The 17,487-nt window shown below is 58.8% G+C and carries 17 protein-coding genes; 5 read left to right on the forward strand and 12 right to left on the reverse strand.

Annotation, left to right across the window (positions count from 1 at the left end):
* The first annotated feature begins 450 nt into the window (after window positions 1–450).
* From DAES_RS09895 to DAES_RS09915, 5 genes are all read left to right on the forward strand, one after another.
* Window positions 451–1,320 (forward strand): transporter substrate-binding domain-containing protein, encoded by an 870-nt coding sequence (locus DAES_RS09895; protein WP_013514883.1) that lies wholly within the window; start codon window positions 451–453, stop codon window positions 1,318–1,320.
* An 83-nt stretch (window positions 1,321–1,403) separates the two neighbouring features.
* Entirely contained in the window at window positions 1,404–2,411 is a 1,008-nt protein-coding gene (locus DAES_RS09900; RefSeq protein WP_013514884.1) for an amino acid ABC transporter permease, read from the forward strand.
* A 1-nt stretch (window position 2,412) separates the two neighbouring features.
* Window positions 2,413–3,144 carry an amino acid ABC transporter ATP-binding protein gene (locus DAES_RS09905; RefSeq protein ID WP_013514885.1) on the forward strand — a complete coding sequence of 244 codons (732 nt, stop codon included), beginning with the start codon at window positions 2,413–2,415 and terminating at the stop codon, window positions 3,142–3,144.
* A gap of 131 nt (window positions 3,145–3,275) precedes the next feature.
* On the forward strand, window positions 3,276–4,415 hold the full coding sequence (locus DAES_RS09910) for a class I SAM-dependent methyltransferase (protein ID WP_013514886.1): 1,140 nt from the start codon (window positions 3,276–3,278) through the stop codon (window positions 4,413–4,415).
* Window positions 4,416–4,453: 38 nt separating this feature from the next.
* Window positions 4,454–5,647: a TIGR04372 family glycosyltransferase gene (locus tag DAES_RS09915; protein ID WP_013514887.1), complete on the forward strand. Its 1,194-nt coding sequence runs from the start codon at window positions 4,454–4,456 to the stop codon at window positions 5,645–5,647.
* Window positions 5,648–5,728: 81 nt separating this feature from the next.
* Here DAES_RS09915 and DAES_RS09920 read toward each other — a convergent pair whose 3' ends face one another.
* From DAES_RS09920 to DAES_RS09975, 12 genes are all read right to left on the reverse strand, one after another.
* Entirely contained in the window at window positions 5,729–6,943 is a 1,215-nt protein-coding gene (locus DAES_RS09920; RefSeq protein ID WP_013514888.1) for a class I SAM-dependent methyltransferase, read from the reverse strand.
* Window positions 6,944–6,985: 42 nt separating this feature from the next.
* Window positions 6,986–8,227 (reverse strand): class I SAM-dependent methyltransferase, encoded by a 1,242-nt coding sequence (locus tag DAES_RS09925; RefSeq protein WP_013514889.1) that lies wholly within the window; start codon window positions 8,225–8,227, stop codon window positions 6,986–6,988.
* A 6-nt stretch (window positions 8,228–8,233) separates the two neighbouring features.
* Entirely contained in the window at window positions 8,234–9,013 is a 780-nt protein-coding gene (locus tag DAES_RS09930; protein WP_013514890.1) for an SDR family NAD(P)-dependent oxidoreductase, read from the reverse strand.
* Window positions 9,010–9,531, reverse strand: coding sequence for a WbuC family cupin fold metalloprotein (locus DAES_RS09935; RefSeq protein WP_013514891.1), 522 nt, complete (start codon window positions 9,529–9,531; stop codon window positions 9,010–9,012). Before DAES_RS09935 ends, DAES_RS09930 begins: the two co-directional genes overlap by 4 nt.
* A 27-nt stretch (window positions 9,532–9,558) precedes the next feature.
* Complete coding sequence (locus DAES_RS09940) at window positions 9,559–10,629, reverse strand: radical SAM protein (protein WP_013514892.1); 1,071 nt, start codon at window positions 10,627–10,629, stop codon at window positions 9,559–9,561.
* 8 nt (window positions 10,630–10,637) lie between these two features.
* Complete coding sequence (locus tag DAES_RS09945) at window positions 10,638–11,297, reverse strand: class I SAM-dependent methyltransferase (RefSeq protein ID WP_013514893.1); 660 nt, start codon at window positions 11,295–11,297, stop codon at window positions 10,638–10,640.
* 85 nt (window positions 11,298–11,382) lie between these two features.
* Window positions 11,383–12,309 (reverse strand): transketolase family protein, encoded by a 927-nt coding sequence (locus DAES_RS09950; RefSeq protein WP_013514894.1) that lies wholly within the window; start codon window positions 12,307–12,309, stop codon window positions 11,383–11,385.
* Between the two features lie 3 nt (window positions 12,310–12,312).
* On the reverse strand, window positions 12,313–13,161 hold the full coding sequence (locus tag DAES_RS09955; protein ID WP_013514895.1) for a transketolase: 849 nt from the start codon (window positions 13,159–13,161) through the stop codon (window positions 12,313–12,315).
* Between the two features lie 12 nt (window positions 13,162–13,173).
* Window positions 13,174–14,172, reverse strand: a complete 999-nt coding sequence (locus tag DAES_RS09960) for an NAD-dependent epimerase/dehydratase family protein (RefSeq protein ID WP_013514896.1) — start codon at window positions 14,170–14,172, stop codon at window positions 13,174–13,176.
* A 250-nt stretch (window positions 14,173–14,422) separates the two neighbouring features.
* Window positions 14,423–14,977: an SIS domain-containing protein gene (locus DAES_RS09965; protein ID WP_013514897.1), complete on the reverse strand. Its 555-nt coding sequence runs from the start codon at window positions 14,975–14,977 to the stop codon at window positions 14,423–14,425.
* Between the two features lie 6 nt (window positions 14,978–14,983).
* Window positions 14,984–15,940, reverse strand: coding sequence for an ornithine cyclodeaminase family domain (locus DAES_RS09970; RefSeq protein ID WP_013514898.1), 957 nt, complete (start codon window positions 15,938–15,940; stop codon window positions 14,984–14,986).
* Window positions 15,937–17,460 carry a PfkB family carbohydrate kinase gene (locus DAES_RS09975; protein WP_013514899.1) on the reverse strand — a complete coding sequence of 508 codons (1,524 nt, stop codon included), beginning with the start codon at window positions 17,458–17,460 and terminating at the stop codon, window positions 15,937–15,939. The genes DAES_RS09970 and DAES_RS09975 overlap by 4 nt, the downstream gene beginning before the upstream one ends.
* Window positions 17,461–17,487: the final 27 nt, after the last annotated feature.

A 17,487-nucleotide genomic window follows, 5' to 3' on the forward strand; every position in this document is an offset into this window, starting at 1 on the left:
GTTTCGCCGCCGCTTCGGCGTCTGGTTCATATCCTCAGAGTGGATTGTATGATTGCAGGGGCGGTGTCAACATCAACCGAACCGATCCCCACGGAACGCGGACACCCTCCCCTGCCGAGGACTTGGCACAAACATTCCTGCGCCTCCTCAAAACAGAATCTTCAACGTATTTTCCCGTGACTTATGGGCTGGAAACCGCAGCTTGTTCCCCGCATCGGACAATTCCCAGCACAAATGCCAATCCACCCCCGGAACAGGAGGAGCGCGGCAATTCCCGCATCTTGTTTTTTCCGGCGTTTGAAGCTAAAGGGAAATGTCGCGCTGTGATCAAAAGCCGTTGTTCCCGCGGCAACAGCAAAGGGACCAAAGACCCGACGCCGCCGTTTCAACCCGGACGACGGCCTGGGGCGAAGGGATACCAATCTAACTTTAGTTTCACTGGAGGAAAGGATGAAACGCGTACTCGGCCTTGTGGCGGCCCTAGCCACCCTCGTTTTTCTCGTCGCCTGTGGCCAGCAGCCCGAGCAGCAGGCCGGAGCCCCGGCCCCCAAGCAGGACATGAACGTCCGTCTGGAACTGAGCAAGGCTTCCGCCCTTGAGAAGATCATGCAGCGCGGCACCCTGCGCGTGGGCCTCGAAGCGGGCTACATGCCCTTTGAGATGACCGACAAGAAAGGCAACATCGTCGGCTTCGACGTGGACATGGTCACCGAAATGGCCAAGGCCATGGGTGTCAAGCTGGAACTGGTCAACACCGCCTGGGACGGCATCATCCCGGCCCTGCTCTCCGACAAGTTCGACATCATCGCCTCCGGCATGACCGTCAACCAGGAGCGCAACCTGAAGATCAATTTCGCCGACCCGTACATCATCGTTGGCCAGACCGCCCTGATCAACGCCGTGGACGCGGACAAGATCACCAGTTGGAAAGATCTGAACGCCGAAGGCATCACCATCACCTCCAAGCTCGGCACCACCGGCGAACAGGCTGTCAAGCGGCTGATGCCCAAGGCCACCTACAAGTCCTTTGAGACCGAGTCCGAGGCCATGCTTGAAGTCCTCAACGGCAAGGCGACCGCCACGGTTTACGACCTGCCCATGACCTCCATCTTCTACGCCGAGCGCGGCAAGGAAGGCGGCATGAAGTTCCTGAGCGAACCCTTCACCTACGAGCCCCTGGGCTGGGCCATCAACAAGGGCGACCCGGACTTCCTGAACTGGCTCAACAACTTCCTGCGCCAGACCAAGAACGATGGCCGCTACGAAGCCATCTATACCAAGTGGTTCGGGAGCAACGACTGGCTCCAGGACGTCCAGTAACCGCAAATTCATGACCTGCCGGGGATCGTACCAACGATCCCCGGCCTTTTTTTCTATGTTTTAAATCCATAGAGCTTTTTTCAATGAACGACATCACCCAGACCCTCGCCAGAGGCATTCCGAGCCGGAATACCCTCTGGAAGCTCCTGTTTATCGCGGGCCTCTCGGCCCTGTGCTTCGGCTTCTACATCGCCACGGAGCAGGCCAACTACATCTGGCACTGGAACCGGATTCCCCGATATTTCTATTACACCGAAACCATCAACGTCCGCGCCGAGATCGAGGGCAGGGTCTCCAAGATCACCCACAAGGGCAACGACGCGGTGGTCATCGTCGAGGGAGACGGCGCCTCCGAATTCTACGCGGTTCCCGGCTCGGACCTGAAGATATCCGAAAACGACACCCTGTACATGGGCGACATCATCGGCACGTATCAGGAGGGCAGACCGGGGCTCATGACCGAGGGCATGCTCATCACCATCGAGATAAGCATCATCGCCATCGCCTTCGGCATCGTGCTTGGCCTGTTCACGGGGTTGGCCAGGATATCGAGCAACCCGTGCCTCAAATGGTCGGCCATCACCTACATCGAACTCATCCGGGGCTCGCCCCTGCTTGTCCAGCTCCTGATCGCGTACTACGTCATCGGCACGCTGATAAACAACCTGCTCGTCAACGCAGGCCTGCCGCAGGTGCCGGGAATGTGGTTCGGCATTGCCTCGCTAGCCATTTTTGCCGGGGCCTACGTGGCCGAGATCGTGCGGGCGGGCATCCAGTCCATCCACAAGGGCCAGAGCGAGGCAGCGCGCTCCCTGGGCATGACCAAGGCCATGGCCATGCGCAAGATCATCCTGCCCCAGGCGTTCCGGCGCATCCTGCCGCCGCTGGCAGGACAGTTCATCAGCCTGATCAAGGACTCCTCGCTACTCGGCGTCATCGCCATCCGCGAGCTGACCAAGGCCACCCGCGAGGCCGTGACCACGAGCCTGATGCCCTACGAGCTTTATTTCGTATGCGGCCTGATGTATCTCCTGGTCACCTTCAGCCTGTCCATGTTCGTCCAGTATCTTGAAAAGAGGTCGGTGGAATAAGATGATAGATGTCAAGAACATATACAAGACCTTCTTCGTCCCCCACGAGGTGCAGGCCCTGCACAACGTCTCGTATCATGTCAATTCGGGCGACGTGGTTGTGGTCATCGGCCCTTCGGGCTCGGGCAAGTCCACCTTCCTGCGCTGCCTGAACAGGCTGGAGAAGGCCAACAAGGGACACATCACCATCGACGGCGTGAATGTGCTTGATCCGAAAACCGACATCAACAAGGTGCGCATGGAGGTGGGCATGGTCTTCCAGTCCTTCAACCTCTTCCCGCACCTGACGGTGCTTGAAAACGTCACCGTAGGCCAGGTATCCGTCCGCAAACGCCGCAAACTTGACGCCATCGAGAACGCCATGGACCTGCTCAACAAGGTCGGCATCCACGAGAAGGCGAGCAACTATCCGTCCCAGCTCTCGGGCGGCCAGCAGCAGCGCGTGGCCATTGCCCGCGCCCTGGCCATGGACCCCAAGGTGATGCTCTTTGACGAGCCCACCAGCGCGCTCGACCCGGAAATGGTCGGCGAAGTGCTCGAAGTCATGAAGACCCTGGCCAAGGAAGGCATGACCATGGTGGTCGTCACCCACGAAATGGGCTTTGCCCGCGAAGTGGCGGACCACGTCGTCTTCATGGACGAAGGCAAGATAGTCGAGGTCGGCCCCCCCGAGCACTTCTTCACCAACCCCACCCACGACAGGACGAAATTGTTTTTGAGTCAGATATTGTAGAAAAAGAACGACTGCGGATTGCGGCGCTTGCTTTGCAATCCGCGGTCTTCAAGATCGCACACTACATATTTCGCCATCACGACAATGAACCGGACAAGCCGACACTCCCATCTTCAGGAAAGCGACAGTCAATGAGCAAATACACCCGACCATTTTTAGATTATTATCAAGAGAACAGCATTTCACCCGTTTCTCAGGACATCAGCAACCTCCAGGCGCATTTCGCCCGCCGTGAAGCGCTGTATCGGCACCTGGGAATCATCCCCTCCTTTCTCAGAGGACTCACAATCCTTGAGTTCGGACCGGGGAGTGGCCACAATGCGCTGTACACGGCAAGCCTTTCGCCCAAACGCTATGTTCTCGTTGACGGCAACCCGACAGGGTTGGAGGAAACCAGAAAAAACCTACAGGCAGCCAAAACGGATGTGGTTGTCGTCGAAAGCCTCATCGAGTCGTTTTCCACTGACGAACGATTTGACATGGTTATGTGCGAAGGCGTTCTCCCCTGGCAAAAAGACCCGGAATCAATGCTCAGGAAAGTCGCTGAGTTTGTCGCCCCCGGCGGACTTCTCGTCGTCAGTTGTAACAATGAGATTTCCGCCCTCAGCGAGAGCCTTCGACGTCTCCAGGCCCGTCTCATCATCGACAAAAGCCTGCCGCTTCTTGATCAAGCCGAGCAATTGAAACCCGTTTTCCGGCAGGATCTCGAATCCCTCAACGGGATGTCCAGACCACACCAGGACTGGATTCTTGATCAGATTTTGCAGCCTTTCATCGGGCGCTGCCTAACGCTGGAGAACACCATTGCCGCTCTGGACGACGACTACAATACGTACTGCACCTCGCCCCACTTTCTCCTGGACTGGGCATGGTACAAGGAAGTTCCGCTTCGTCGGATGCCAGCCAACGAATTCGCCATCAGCACAATCCGCCGGAACAATCACAACTTCCTTGACTATCGGGTACAACTTGATCCCCGCGAGGAAGAAGGAAACATTCTGCTCGACACCCTTGCCCGACAGATTACCGAAGACGGCCTTCTCTTTGAAACCACGGGCGAAACTACATACCTGAAATCCGTTCGCGCTAAGCTTTCCGAGCTTGTGGTCCAGGCACGCACCTTCTCGCCTGTGACCGCCGAGAGCCTCGACAACTTCTGCCAGGGCCTGGGCGCATGGCTCGATACCGGCTCCTTCCCGGAACTGACGGCCTTCAAACCACTCTTTGGGAGAGGCCAGCAGTATATTTCTTTAATAAGAAAAGACCGCTGAGTCGCTCAGAACCAGTCAAGCCAGTATCCGGGATCATAATGAAGAACGCCCCAACCTACAAAATGAACCTCAAGTGGTTCAGACCTCTGTATTTTCCCATTCTGCTTCCGGTGGCCTTGCTCATAGCGCTTTACAACAAGCTCTCGCCGATCCCGTTCAAAATTTACGTTTTGCGAGTCGACAGAGTGGGACAGTTGGCGGCCAACCAGGAAGAATTCTGTTGCCACAGAGACCTGGGCATGCTGCCAAAAGAGTACAGGGTCTATATCTACCGGCACCGCCCGAGCAACACGACCCTCATGAACATGTGGAAACGGGTTCTCCGGGTCAGGCAGTCGGCTCTTCCGCTCTTCGACGTGTGCAACAAACTCGGCGGACTCGGAATAACTTCAATGTACATCCACCGCGTGACCACTGGATACGACCCGAATCACTTGGTTGAAAAGACACCGCAGCACATCGACTTCACCCAGGAAGAGGAAAGAGAGGCGCAAGCACAGTTATCCCGGCTGGGCATCGACATGGGCAAACCAATGATCCCGGTGCTGGGACGCGACTCGCTCTATCTCAAAAGCATTCGAGAAACCACCGACGAAGACAGCTACAGAAACGTAGACATCAACACCTTCATCCCGGCCATGGAACACCTTGCCGCCCGGTTCAACGTCATCAGGATGGGCCATGTCGCAGGCACACCTCTCAAAACAGACACTCCGGGCATTCTGGACTACTCCTTCTGCGGCGGCAGGACCGAATTGCTGGACATCTACATTTCAGCCCGGTGCCATTTCTTCTTCAGTACCGGCACGGGACTTGATAGCATCGCCTCACACTGCTTTCGAAAACCGGTCCTGTATGTCAACCTGATTCCCATGGAGGCAGCCATTGCCTTCAACACGAATTCGCTGATTATCTTCAAGCAGTTATGGCATGTTGAAAACAAAAGGTATCTCACTCTGAGCGAAATATTCTCCCTGGACATAGGGCTTGCCTGCACACCACGGGAGCTTTCGCCCCACGGCGTGGTGGCTCACGACAACAGCCCTGAGGATATCACCGCTGTGGTTGTGGAAATGGAGGCGAGGCTGGACGGGACCTGGGAAAGGGGCGAAGAGGGCGAAGCACTCCAAGCGCGATTCTGGTCGCATTTCAAGAAGAAATATCCGGACTCTCCGCCGGTCTCCAGGATTGGAACGGCCTTTCTGCGAAAGTACCCGCACTGGCTCGAGTAACCCTGCGCACCATTCTTCAAACGCTACGGCCTCAGACCGGATGGGCAGGAGCCGTGCGGAATCGGCTGGAAGCGATGGCCGCTATCCGACGACTTTGATCACTGCGGTTGTCCCGTCTTCCGCCTGAGCCCACGTCTCGATGAAACGCCCGCCCCTGTCGACGAAATCCTGATACTTGCGCATCACCTTGGCTTCATTGATCTTGGAATTGAATGGAAGGACGATGCAATAGTCAACGGGATGCGTGACCAATCTGTCTGGCGGGAATATTCCGAGATTGGATTTCGGCATGAAGAGGCCGTGCTTGCGCGGATCTTCATCGACAATGTAGTCAATGTACTGATAAACATCTGCAAAATTCAGATATCCGGAGCAACGGGCGCCCGAGCCGAAGCCAGCGATTTTTTTCCCTTGGGCACGCAAAGCCTTCAGGCACTCCCTGGCCGCATGCATGCTCTCAAGGAATCTGTCGCGCAACGCCAAACGGGCCGCCAGACGTTTCTGATCGCGGCCGCCATCAGTCAAGACCCTCTTGCCGCGCTTTGAGGTAGTTATAAGCGAACCGCCCGTGAAGGGAACTGTCCGCCACTTCCTGATCTCTATTCCGAAACGGCCAAACAGGGTGCGCAGGCTCTCCACATCAAAATAGTTGACATGCTGCTCCCATATACTGCTGAAATCGGCCCGCTCCTCAACCGGCGCAAAATCAGGCACTTCAAGAAAGAGCGTGGTTTGGTCGTCCATGAGGATGGAAAGTCCCTCGACAAAAGAGTCCAACTCCTGAACGTGTTCCAAGACATGCCGGGAAATGACGAGCCTGGGATGCCCATGCTCCCGGACGAAACGCTCGGCCTCTTCCTTGGAGAAATATACATTGCGCACGTTCAGTCCGGACGCCACCGCCTCTTTGGCGCAGTGGCGCGCAGGCTCTATCCCATAGAGATTTTCGTACCCGGCCTTGCGCAATGCGTTGAGAAAATATCCGTCATTACAGGCGATTTCCAGGATCATGTCAGACGGGGAAGACAGATGTTCCCCAACTATCTCGTCGATCTCTTCGCCGATATGCTCCGCCGGAAACATGGAGGTTGGGAGTTGGACATAATCATAGAACTCTTCACGTTTCGACGGCGTCTTGATAAAAACGAACCCGCATGTTTCGCAAAGAGACAGCGTCAGGTCCATGAGCTGCCCCTGCTGCCCCTGCCTGAGCAGGCACATGGTGTTGGGCTGCTCGCCCAAAGGCAAAAAGGGAACGACCTTGTCAGACAGGCACACTCTGCAAACAGAACTCATCTCAACAGACCCCTATAATAAAAAATGGAATGAAAACACCGGCTACGCCGACACTTCCACCGTTGGCAGACAGGAAATGAAGTGCCCGCCCTCTGCGACGTACCGGGCGTGCCTGCGATAAATGGGCCCGGCATATCGCCAGGCGAGATTGAGCACATAGTCCGGTCGATGCTCGTAGATCTCGGCGGAATCGTGTACCGGGATATGCTGGACCGGGCTGTAGGTTCCGATCTTGACCGGGTTGTCGTCGTAAAGCCGATCGAGAAAGGGCTCAAGACCAAAATAATAGATCAGCGAAGTCGAGCCGATGGAGGCTCCATATCCGGCAATGCTCTTGCCCTGCGCCTTGAGGCGGGTCAGCATGTCAACAAGCTCTGTCTTGACGGATTCGGCATATCTGGCGAACACCGTGAACGGTGCCATTCCCTCGAAACCAAGCTCGCGCTCAAGGGTGGCCAGACCCGAAACGTTGGACGAGACCGGCCTGGGCCCGCCCTTCTTCTGGACCATGCCCCTGATGGAGCCGCCCTTGGTCGGCACCCGCTTCACGTCGATGAGTTCCAGGCCGTGCCCATCGAAGAAAGAGAGCAGCGGCAGGATAGAAAAATAGCAGAGGTGCTCGTGGGTGAAATTGTCGATGACGCCGTTCTGCACGGTATCAACCATGTAGCCGGTCTCGAAGACAAACACCCCGTCGTCGCTCAACAATTCAAGGATGCCGTCCATGATGTCGGTGAGGTCATCAATGTTCGCCATCACGTTGTTGGCCGTAATGATGGCGGCGCTCCCCTTCTCGCTCCTGATCCGCCCCGCCACCTCGCGATTGAAAAAAGCCGCCCAGGTTTCCAGTCCTGCCTCGGTCGCCTTCCTGGCCAGGGCGCGGGCAGGGTCAATGCCGAGCACGGTCATGCCATGGGCCTGCATGCCCTTGAGCAGAGCACCGACATTGGAACCGATGTCGACCGTCAATGCCCCCTTAGGCGGTCTGACCTTGTCCATGAGATAGGCTGCGTAGTCCTCGAAATGCCTGACCAGTCCGAGCGACGAACTGGTTTCGTAGAGATAATTTGAGTAGATGATGTCGGGATTGATGACACTGGTAGACTGCAACAAACCGCAATCGTTGCAAAAATTGATCTCCAGCGGGTACTCGCCCTGCGGCCTGTCCAACTGTTCCCTGGTCACGAAGTCATCGCCCAGAGGAACAGCCTCCATGTCCAGAACCACAGCCATGTTGCGGGAGCCGCACAGCCGGCAGTCTTCTCTCTTGAAAAATTCCTTCACCTTGCATCATCCTTTATTTTTTCTGGTGACATCAATGTTGAGGCCAGCCAGCTCCCGGCACACGCCCTCGGGCCACTGGAGGGATGTCCCGCCATCCATCGTCAAATTCTGTCCGGTCACAAAGGAAGCCTTGTCGGAAAGCAGAAAGGCCACGACTTCAGCGCATTCAAGCGATGTCCCCATGCGGCCAAGCGGGGTCAGCTTCTCGTACAACGAGGTCAGCGCTCTGTTCTTTTCGTAGAATTCCCTGGACTCTTCCTTGAGCATGTTTCCGGGACGCACACAATTGACCCGGATGCCGAGCGGGCCAAGGGTCACCGCGTAGTAGCGCACGATCTGCTCGATGCCGGATTTGCCAAGGTGATAGCTCAACGGCTGCTCCGAGGCGACAAACTGTCCGGCGATAGAGCTGACCGCCACAATCGCCCTGTTGCCGCCAGTGGCAAAGCGGGGAACAGCCAGTTCGATGATATTCTTCGTCGCGGCAAGACTCACGGCGATCTCGCCCTGCCAATCGTCACCCGCGCCGCGGAATCGCTGGAAAAAGGCGACTTTCAAGAGCGGTCCGTTTTGAGCGACGGCGGCGTCGAGCATGGAGGGCAACGCCGCGGCATCCGTAATGTCGGCCCGCAGGAAACTGACGCCAGAAATTCCGGCATCGTCTGCCCGGGGTTCCCGACGCCCGACCACGGTAACATTGTCACCACGGCCTGCCAAAAGACGCACGAGCTCGCGCCCTGCGCCATGGGTTCCACCGATGATCAGCGCGTGGGCATTACCGCTCATGCCTCCTCCCTTGCCTTTCTGCCTGTCTCGGCAACAAAATCCCAAGCCCGCTCCTCGCCGTCCGCTGGAGCCCAGGAAGCGAACACAGCATCGTCCCTGTTGAACGGACCAAGGGTCGCCTCGCAAAACACCAGCACATCAGACTTAATGATCAGCATGTGCATGGTCCCCTTGGGGATGCGGCAATAAAACGGCCTGCCGCTTCCGTAGTCGCCCATGGTCATAAGTTCCAAAATGGTGCCGTCCTGCTCAAAGAGAACAATGTCCACCTCACCAGCAAGGATATGGATTGATTCGTCCCGGCCACGGTGCATATGCGGGCGCACATAGGCGTCGCGCCGATGGATGATGAACATCTCGTGCAAGGCCGAATCGGGCGTCTCGTGCGTGCACAGCCGGACGCGATGCCGCGCCGTCTCCGCAGCCATTCCGGCCAGGACAGCCATGTCTGTCTTCCCGAGCCGGGTCACGGCCTCGGTCGTGTACAAGACTTCCTCGTTCAATTTCTTGTATTTCATGCCTTCCATCCCAGATCGCAAAAACCCCTACACAAACCCCAGATGTTCCTCGTCGGCATCCAGGTAGTCGAGCAGCAGCTTGTTCTTGGCGTTGGCCACGCAATGATGGTTGCAGTGGACCGACGGATTGGTGGCGAAGAACTTGTCCTTGCCGGTCATCCAGAAATCCTTGAAGCCCTTGTGGGCGATGCTGCCGATCAGCCCCTGGTCGAGATTGTACGCCTTGTCCTGGCAGGAGTAGACGTTGAGGTCGGCGCCAATGACCGGCAGCACCTGGAGGTAGGGACACCATGTGTATTTCTTGTCGAACCGCTCGTCGAGCAGATGGTAGGCGTCGAACACCTCGAAGTCCGGCCCGGCAAGCTCGGCCATGACCCGGTCCACCTGCTCCCGCGCCTTATCGAAGAACGGGGCGTGATAGGCGTTGTTGGCCGAGCCCTCGTTCTCCACGATGCAGGGGGAAACCTTGACGCTGTCGCCGCCCATGTCGCGCACGCGCCGGGCCGCCTCGAAAATATGTGAGACATTCTCCTCGTCCACGATATAGCTGACGCCCAGGCGGCATGTGCCGCCATACGCCTTGAATTCGGCGATGTTCCTGAGAATGGCGTCGTACTCGCCATCGGCCACGCCGCGGTAGCGGGTGTAGCTGGCATTGTCCCAGCCGTCCATGGACACGCGCACCCAGGAGCCGTGATGCGCGAACAGTCGCGCCACCTCGCCGCGCAGCAGCCCGCCATTGGTCAGCGTGGCGAACTTGACGGGCGAATCGATGAGTTTGTGCAGCACGTCCACCAGATGCGGGTAGAACAGCGGTTCCCCGCCGCCGCTGAAGGTGACGCCCTTGACCCCCATGGCGATGATGTCGTCCACGATTTCGAGCATCCTGTCCCTGGGGATGGAGTCGGAAATGCGCATGTCCTTGCCCAGTTGCAGGGAGTCGGCGCGGTAGGCGCAATAGCGGCAGCGGTGGTTGCACCCGTTGATGGGCTTGATCCGGATGTGCAACGGGGGCAGGATCTCACCCGTCTCCCTGGGCAGCGAGTCCACTTTCTCCTTGAAGTGGAATATCTTCATCGGCGTGTAAATGTTGCCCACAGCGTCTCCTACTCGAAATAGATGAATTCAAAATCGCCGGTATACCCGAACTGGTCGAATATCCACTCCCACTCGCGCTGGCTGAAAAACGACTCGCAGGTCAATGCCCAGCACTGGAGATTGAATTGTTCCAGCTCGTTGCGATAGCTCTCCACGCAGACGTACTTGTTTATCCCCACCCGTTCGATTTCCCGCAACGCGGCCTTGAGGTCGAACAGCTCCAGGTTGTGCAGCGTGGTGATGCTGATGACCAGATCGAACTCGCCATCCTTGAACGGATACGCGTCCTGGGCGCGGTGGAGGAACAGGGTGTCCCTGATCTCCTCCTTGGCGTCGGCCAGCCCGTGCCGGGAAATGTCAAACCCATGCACGTCCATGCCCAGCTGCGCAAGCTCGTAGAGCAGGTAGGCCTTGCCGCAGCCCACATCCAGAATTCTGGCGCCCGGCTTGAGTCCGTAGGCGTCGATCATGGCCTGGGCCACAGGCTTCCAGCGGCCAGGCATGTACCGGTAGCCGCCATATCCGTACCTGCGGTCCCCGTCCCAGTAGTCCGCCTCGTACTCCTTGGCCTTGAGCATGCAATGGACCTTGTCGTCCACCATGCGGGCCAGATAGTCGCGGTTGGTGCCGGTATGCAGTTTGGTGACAAAATCCCTCAGCGTGCCCATGGAAACTCCGATACTATATGGAATGATATGTCCGCCGGATTCTGTCGCCTCAGACCCGGCACGGAATGAAGCGCGCCCGCGCCGACTATGCGCCGCCCTTGAGCAGGTCAAGGGCTGTCTCGGCCACCGGCTCGGGCCAGATGCCATAACGCTCCATGATCAGTTCCTGCGTCCCGTAGTGGTCCGGGAAAACATCGGGAACGCCGACCCTGCGGAACGGACGGAAGAGCCCGGCCTCCAGCATGGTCTCGCCGATGGCGCTGCCCAGCCCGCCGATGACGGTGTGCTCCTCCACACAGACCACGGCCCGCACCCCGCCGACAGCCCGAAGCAGCAGCTCGGTGTCCAGGGGTTTGACCGTCGGCAGATGAAGGACCGAAGCATTGACGCCCTGCCGGTCGAGAATCTCCGCCGCCTCCAGGCAGACGCGCAGCCCAATCCCGGTGGTAGCCAGGAGCACGTCGCCGCCCTGACGATACATCTGCCCCCTGCCGATGACAAAGGGAACCGACGGATCGGTGACGACCGGGTCATACCCCTTGGCCAGCCGGATGTAGATGGGATGGGGCCAGTCCACGGAAACATCCATGAACCGCTCCATCTCCTCGGCATCCGCCGGGCAGACCACGGTCATGTTGGGCAGGGCGCGCATGAGCGCGATATCCTCCACCGCCAGATGGGTGGAGCCGAGAGGGGCGTAAACAAGCCCGCCGCCGTTGCCGATCAGGCGGACCGGAAGATCGTGCAGGCACAGGTCCATGGCCACCTGCTCCAAGGCACGGCGGACGATGAAGGTGGCTATGGTGTTGACATAGGGGATGCGCCCTTCCAGGGCCATGCCCGCCGCCATGCCGACCACGTTCTGCTCGCTGATTCCCTCGATGAAGAACTGATCAGGCAGCTCCTCGCGAAAGGCGTCGAGAGTCTTGAATCCGAGATCGGACCCAATGAAGACGACCCGCCCGTCCCTGCGGGCGAGTTCGTGCACCATATCGAGACATTTCTTGCGCATGAATTATCCTTGGAGGCACTGACGCATGGCCGCGATGTCGTCTGCCGGAAGCTTGCTCTTGTGATGCCAGGCCAGATTGTTCTCGGCAAAATCCACGCCCTTGCCCTTGACCGTGTGGCAGATGATGGCGGAAGGCCTGCCCGCAGTGAACGGCACGGAACCGAGCGCGCTCCTGAGCGCCTCGACATCGTGGCCGTTGACCTCGACGCAGTGGAACCCAAAGGCCTCCCACTTGGCGGCAAAGGGCTCCAGTTCCTGGACCTCGCTGGTTTCGCCGTAGGACTGATATTTGTTGTAATCGACCATGGCCACGAGGTTGTCCTGGCCGCGCTTGCCTGCGCTCATGGCCGCCTCCCAGATCGACCCCTCGTTGCACTCCCCGTCGCCCATGACGACGAAGACGCGGTTGTCGCGTCCCCGGACCCTGGCGTCCACGGCCATGCCCAGGCCCACGGAAAGACCGTGGCCCAGGGCGCCGGTGGAGACCTCCACGCCCGGAATCTTGTTGGCACTTGGGTGGCCGCCGAGCAGCCCGTCGCAGGCGCAGAACTCCCGAAGGCGCTCGGCAGGGAAATACCCCTTGTCCGCCAGCAAGACGTACTGCGCCAGGCACCCGTGCCCCTTGCTCAGGATGCACCGGTCGCGGTCCATCCAGCCCGGATTCGCGGGATCATGCCGCAGGATGTCGTCGTAGAGCACGCGCATGATCTCGATGAGCGACATGGAGGAGCCGATGTGGCCGCGACCCGCGCACTCCAGCATGTCAACGACCCTCTGCCGCAACGCAACCCCGCGACTGTCGAGCGGGGTTGCCAGCGACGCCTCATGTGTCTGACGGACAGAGTCTTTCACTATTGCTCACCGTTATTTGGCGTTGAGGGACTGCATGCGCTTGATGTTGAAGTACTTGTCGTCTGTCATGGAGTCGGGGATCAGCCCCTTTTCAAAGGCGTCCTTCAGATCGAGAACGGCCTCCTCAATGGTATGCTTGGGCACGAACCCCAGCTCGTTTTTGATCTTGTCGGAGTTGACATGGTAGGACCGGTTGTCATTGGTCGGGGTGACCACGATTTCCACGTCCTTGGCAAGGGTCTTCCTGACCTTCTCGGCGATCTCCATGACCTTGAAGTTCTCGTAGCCGACGTTGTAGATCTTCTTCTGGATCTTGGCGGTATCCTGCTTGAGCATGAACAGATACACGCCAACCATGTCCTTGATGTGCAGGTTCGGGCGCTTCTGCTGGCCGCCGAACACGGTGATCTTGCCGTTGTTGATGGCGTGGTTGGTCAGGATGTTGACCGTCAGGTCCAGGCGCAGGCGCGGTGCCCAGCCGCACACGGTGGACGGGCGGATGGTCGTGGCGGTGAAGACGTCACTGGCCGCCCCATTGAGATATTCCTCGCACATGGCCTTGTACTTGGAGTAGTCGGTCAGCGGCTCAAGCGGCAGATCCTCGGTCACCTCCACGCCCTCCTTGATGCCGTAGACGGACGAGCTGGAGGCGTAGATGAACCGCTTGACACCGGCGGCCTTGGAGATATCGACCAGGGGCAGGAAGGCGTCGTAGTTGATGGACTTGGCCAGATCGGGGTCCAGCTCGTAGCTCGGATCGTTGGAGATGCAGGCCAGATGGATGACGGCGTCGCTGCCGGGAATGGTCTTCCCAAGCAGCGCGGCGTCCCGCAGATCGCCCTCGATGATGGTCAGGTCCGGGTTGTCCTTGACCGCGTCGAACACGTCCTTTCCATACCAGAAGATATCGTGCGCACGGACCTTGTACCCCTCGCCGAGCAGGGCGGGAATCAGCAGAGAACCAACATAACCGCCTGCGCCGGTAACAAAAACAGTCTTGATATCACTCATCGTATAACTCTCCATTTCTGGCGTTTGGTTGCATGTGTTCATCAAAGGACGACCGGAACCCGATACGACCCTGCCCAGAGGTTCAGGGTGAATCCCGATGCCCTGTTAGGGATAAAGGCCATCGGGTCAAAAAGCAATAGAACCGTTGGAATGCCCGCCTGCCCAGACGGGGGGAGGAGGCGCTGCCAAGCGCTCCGCCGCATCGGATGCCGCCCACGCCCATATGGACAGACCGTTCAGAAATCCTTGCTCAAAAGAGATCGACAAGGTGATGCAGGGCGATCCCGTGGCCGCATTCGGCCATGCCGTAGGTCTGAGCCGGCAGGTAGAAATTCAGATCGCCCAACGAGCGCATGGCGTTGTCCGGCGACATGGCGGTAAAAGTGACGGTGCGACCGGAAAGCCTGCCAGCCATCCTGACCGCCGCCACGGCGTTGGGCGAATTGCCAGAGCTGCTGATGGCGACCAGGATCTCGCCGGGCACCATGCGCTGTCCAAGGGGATAGGCAAAGGTCTGGTCATAGCCCATATCATTGCCTGTGGCCGTGATCAGGGCGCAGTCGGTAAACACCTCGGTGGGCACCCCGGCCATCTTGCCCAGGTCAGCCGAAAAATGGCTGGCCATGGATGCGCTCGCCCCATTGCCGACAAAATAGACGCGGCGTCTCTGTTCCCGGCATTCCTTGACCCAACCGACCAGCAGGCTGAAACCGGCGTCCGTGTCGAGGACAACGCCAGCACCGTCGGTGACAACCATGGTGTCCAGCACTTCAAACAAGTTGAGAAGGTTATGCTTCCACGGCATGTTCACTCACTCCTGTTTGCCAAGCCCTGTCCAGAGCTGGGGGATTGATTCGTCATGGGGAGCCCGCACGTAGTAGCTCTCCCCGCCGTCCCTGACCGTGCGCACCAGCATGGTCTTCCAGGGTCGGAAGTAGTAGTCCGCGCTGCCGCGTTCGGGCTCAGCCGAGACATCCTCGGGCAGGTTGCGCAGGTCACAGACAAGGGTGGTCAACCGACATATCTCCCGACCCTGCTGCATGGCTACATTGCGCGCCATGGCCAGCGCCTTGAGGTACACCTCAGGGGCCATGATGGCGCTGCCGAAATTCATGACCACGCCATTCTCCACTGTTTCCACCGCCGCCGCATAGTGGAGAAAATCGGTATACGAGGCCGCGCCCCAGGCCGCGCCGTCGCAATTGGGATGCTCGTGGACGATATCCGAGCCGATGCCCACATGCACGGTGAAGGGAATGCCCAGCCGATGGGCCGCCGCGAACAGGCTGATGTCCTTGTGCGGATACTCGCCGTCAAGGATCGCCCGACCAACGGACTCACCCACGCCCCACCCCTGGGCGACTCCATCGGCCACAATGTCGTTGAGCAGTCCGGTCTCCCGCCACAGCCCGAATTGTCCCTCGCTGATGTATTTCGCCACGCTCTCGGTGGTCCGGCCTATGAGCGCCAGCTCAAAATCGTGGATGGCGCAGGCACCGTTGCCCGCAAGGCAGGTAACGTACCCCCGCTCCATGAGATCAATGATGTATCGCTGCACGCCGGAGCGGATGACATGGGCACCCATCATCAGGATGACCGAGGCACCGAGTTCTCGCGCCCGGAGAATCTTCCCGCCGACCCTGGCAAGGCTCGGGTGGACAGCGGGCGTCGGGCGCAGGTCCGCGAGCACGGACAGGTCGAGGTCGTGCTCCCGCTGGCTCAAGGGCAGCACCCTGAGCCGCGATGTATCAAATTTCTTGAGCGTCACTTGAGCAGCGAGGTGACATGTTTCATGATCGCATCCCGCGTCACCGGCATCTTGTTGCCCACGATGCCCACGGCAATGGCCCCGACCACGTTGCCCAGGAAGGCCACCAGCTCCGGCCTGACCTTGAGACAGGCAGCCAGTGCGGCCACGGAAAAGAAGGCGTCGCCCGAACCGATCTTGTCCACAACCTTGCTTGCAAAGGCGGGCACCAGCACCCCCAGGCCGTCCACCGTCTGGACATAGGACCCTTTCTTGCCACGGGTCACGGCGACCATCGAAGCCCCCATCCGTGTGCGCACCATATCGGTCAGCGGGATGACGCCGGTCTGCTTGTCGCGGGTGTCCAGGCGCAATTCCGGCTCGGCAAGGCTGATAAAATCGCACCGCCCGTAGCTTGAGATGGTGTGAAACCCGCGATTGCCCGCGTTGGCCTGGGTGTTGACGGCCAGGAAGGGCACCTTGACAAGCTCCTCCCGGCACAGGGGACTGATGGCCCCGTGGCCGAAATCAGCCGCCACCACGAGATCGGTTTTCATGGCCCGCTCCATGAGCTTCGCGCGCAAGCGCTCGTCGGCCTGGCGGTCGAGCCCGGAGTCGTCCATGTGGTATATTTCGAAAAGCTTGGTCATGCTGTAGCCCTCGATATACCGCCGCTTGCGGATGGTCGGGGCATTCTTCTGATACTCAAAAAAAGGGGTGACGTTGGCGTTGAGGCTCTCCCTGATCATGTCCTCCCTGGTGTCGGTCTCGCCAAGCACCGTAAACAAATGAACCTGTTTCACCAGATTGGAGAGATGGTTGGCCACGGCCAGGACGCCGCCCGCAAACATATCGCTGTCAAGGTGGGAGAAGGCCATGACCGGCTCCTTGGACGACGCCCCCAGCGGATTGCAATAATGATAGTCGTCCAGGATGGTGTCGCCGACCACCGTCACCTCAAGGCTCTTCATCCTGTCCAGGATTTCCTCGATATCGCCAATGGTGTAGCGCGATCTGAAGATTTCCAGGTACTCCTTCACCTCGTCGGGAAACGCAGACATGAAACGGTTGATCAGGTTCGTTGAACTGAAGACGATCTCCTGGGTCAGCCGCAATTCGGCACCGATCTCCTCGCAGACCTCGGCCTCCAGTCGCAGCTTGCCCGTCGGATCGGAATCGATGCTCTTGAAATCCGATCCCTTGACATAGACATCCGGGCGGAGCTTCCTGAGCAGCTCCTCTGCCGTGGGCCACTGGTTGATGGCCACGAAATCCACCACGTCCTGGGAGGCCACGGCCTCGGCGCGCAACACCTCGGTAAAGGCGGGCCGATGACTGCCCTTGTCCACGAAACGGTCCGGCGACACGGTGACCACCAGAACGTCGCCCCACTGGGCAGCCTGACGAAAATAGCGGATATGGCCGATATGGAGCAGATCAAAGACGCCGTGACAATGGACGACTTTCCTGCCCTGTTTCCTGAACTCGGCAACAACCTCGATAAGCTCGTCGAGCGATTTGATTTTCTTGTCAATAATCATATGGATATACGCGGGACTCCATGTAAT

It is taken from the genome of Pseudodesulfovibrio aespoeensis Aspo-2, from assembly GCF_000176915.2.
Taxonomy (GTDB): Bacteria; Desulfobacterota; Desulfovibrionia; order Desulfovibrionales; family Desulfovibrionaceae; genus Pseudodesulfovibrio; species Pseudodesulfovibrio aespoeensis.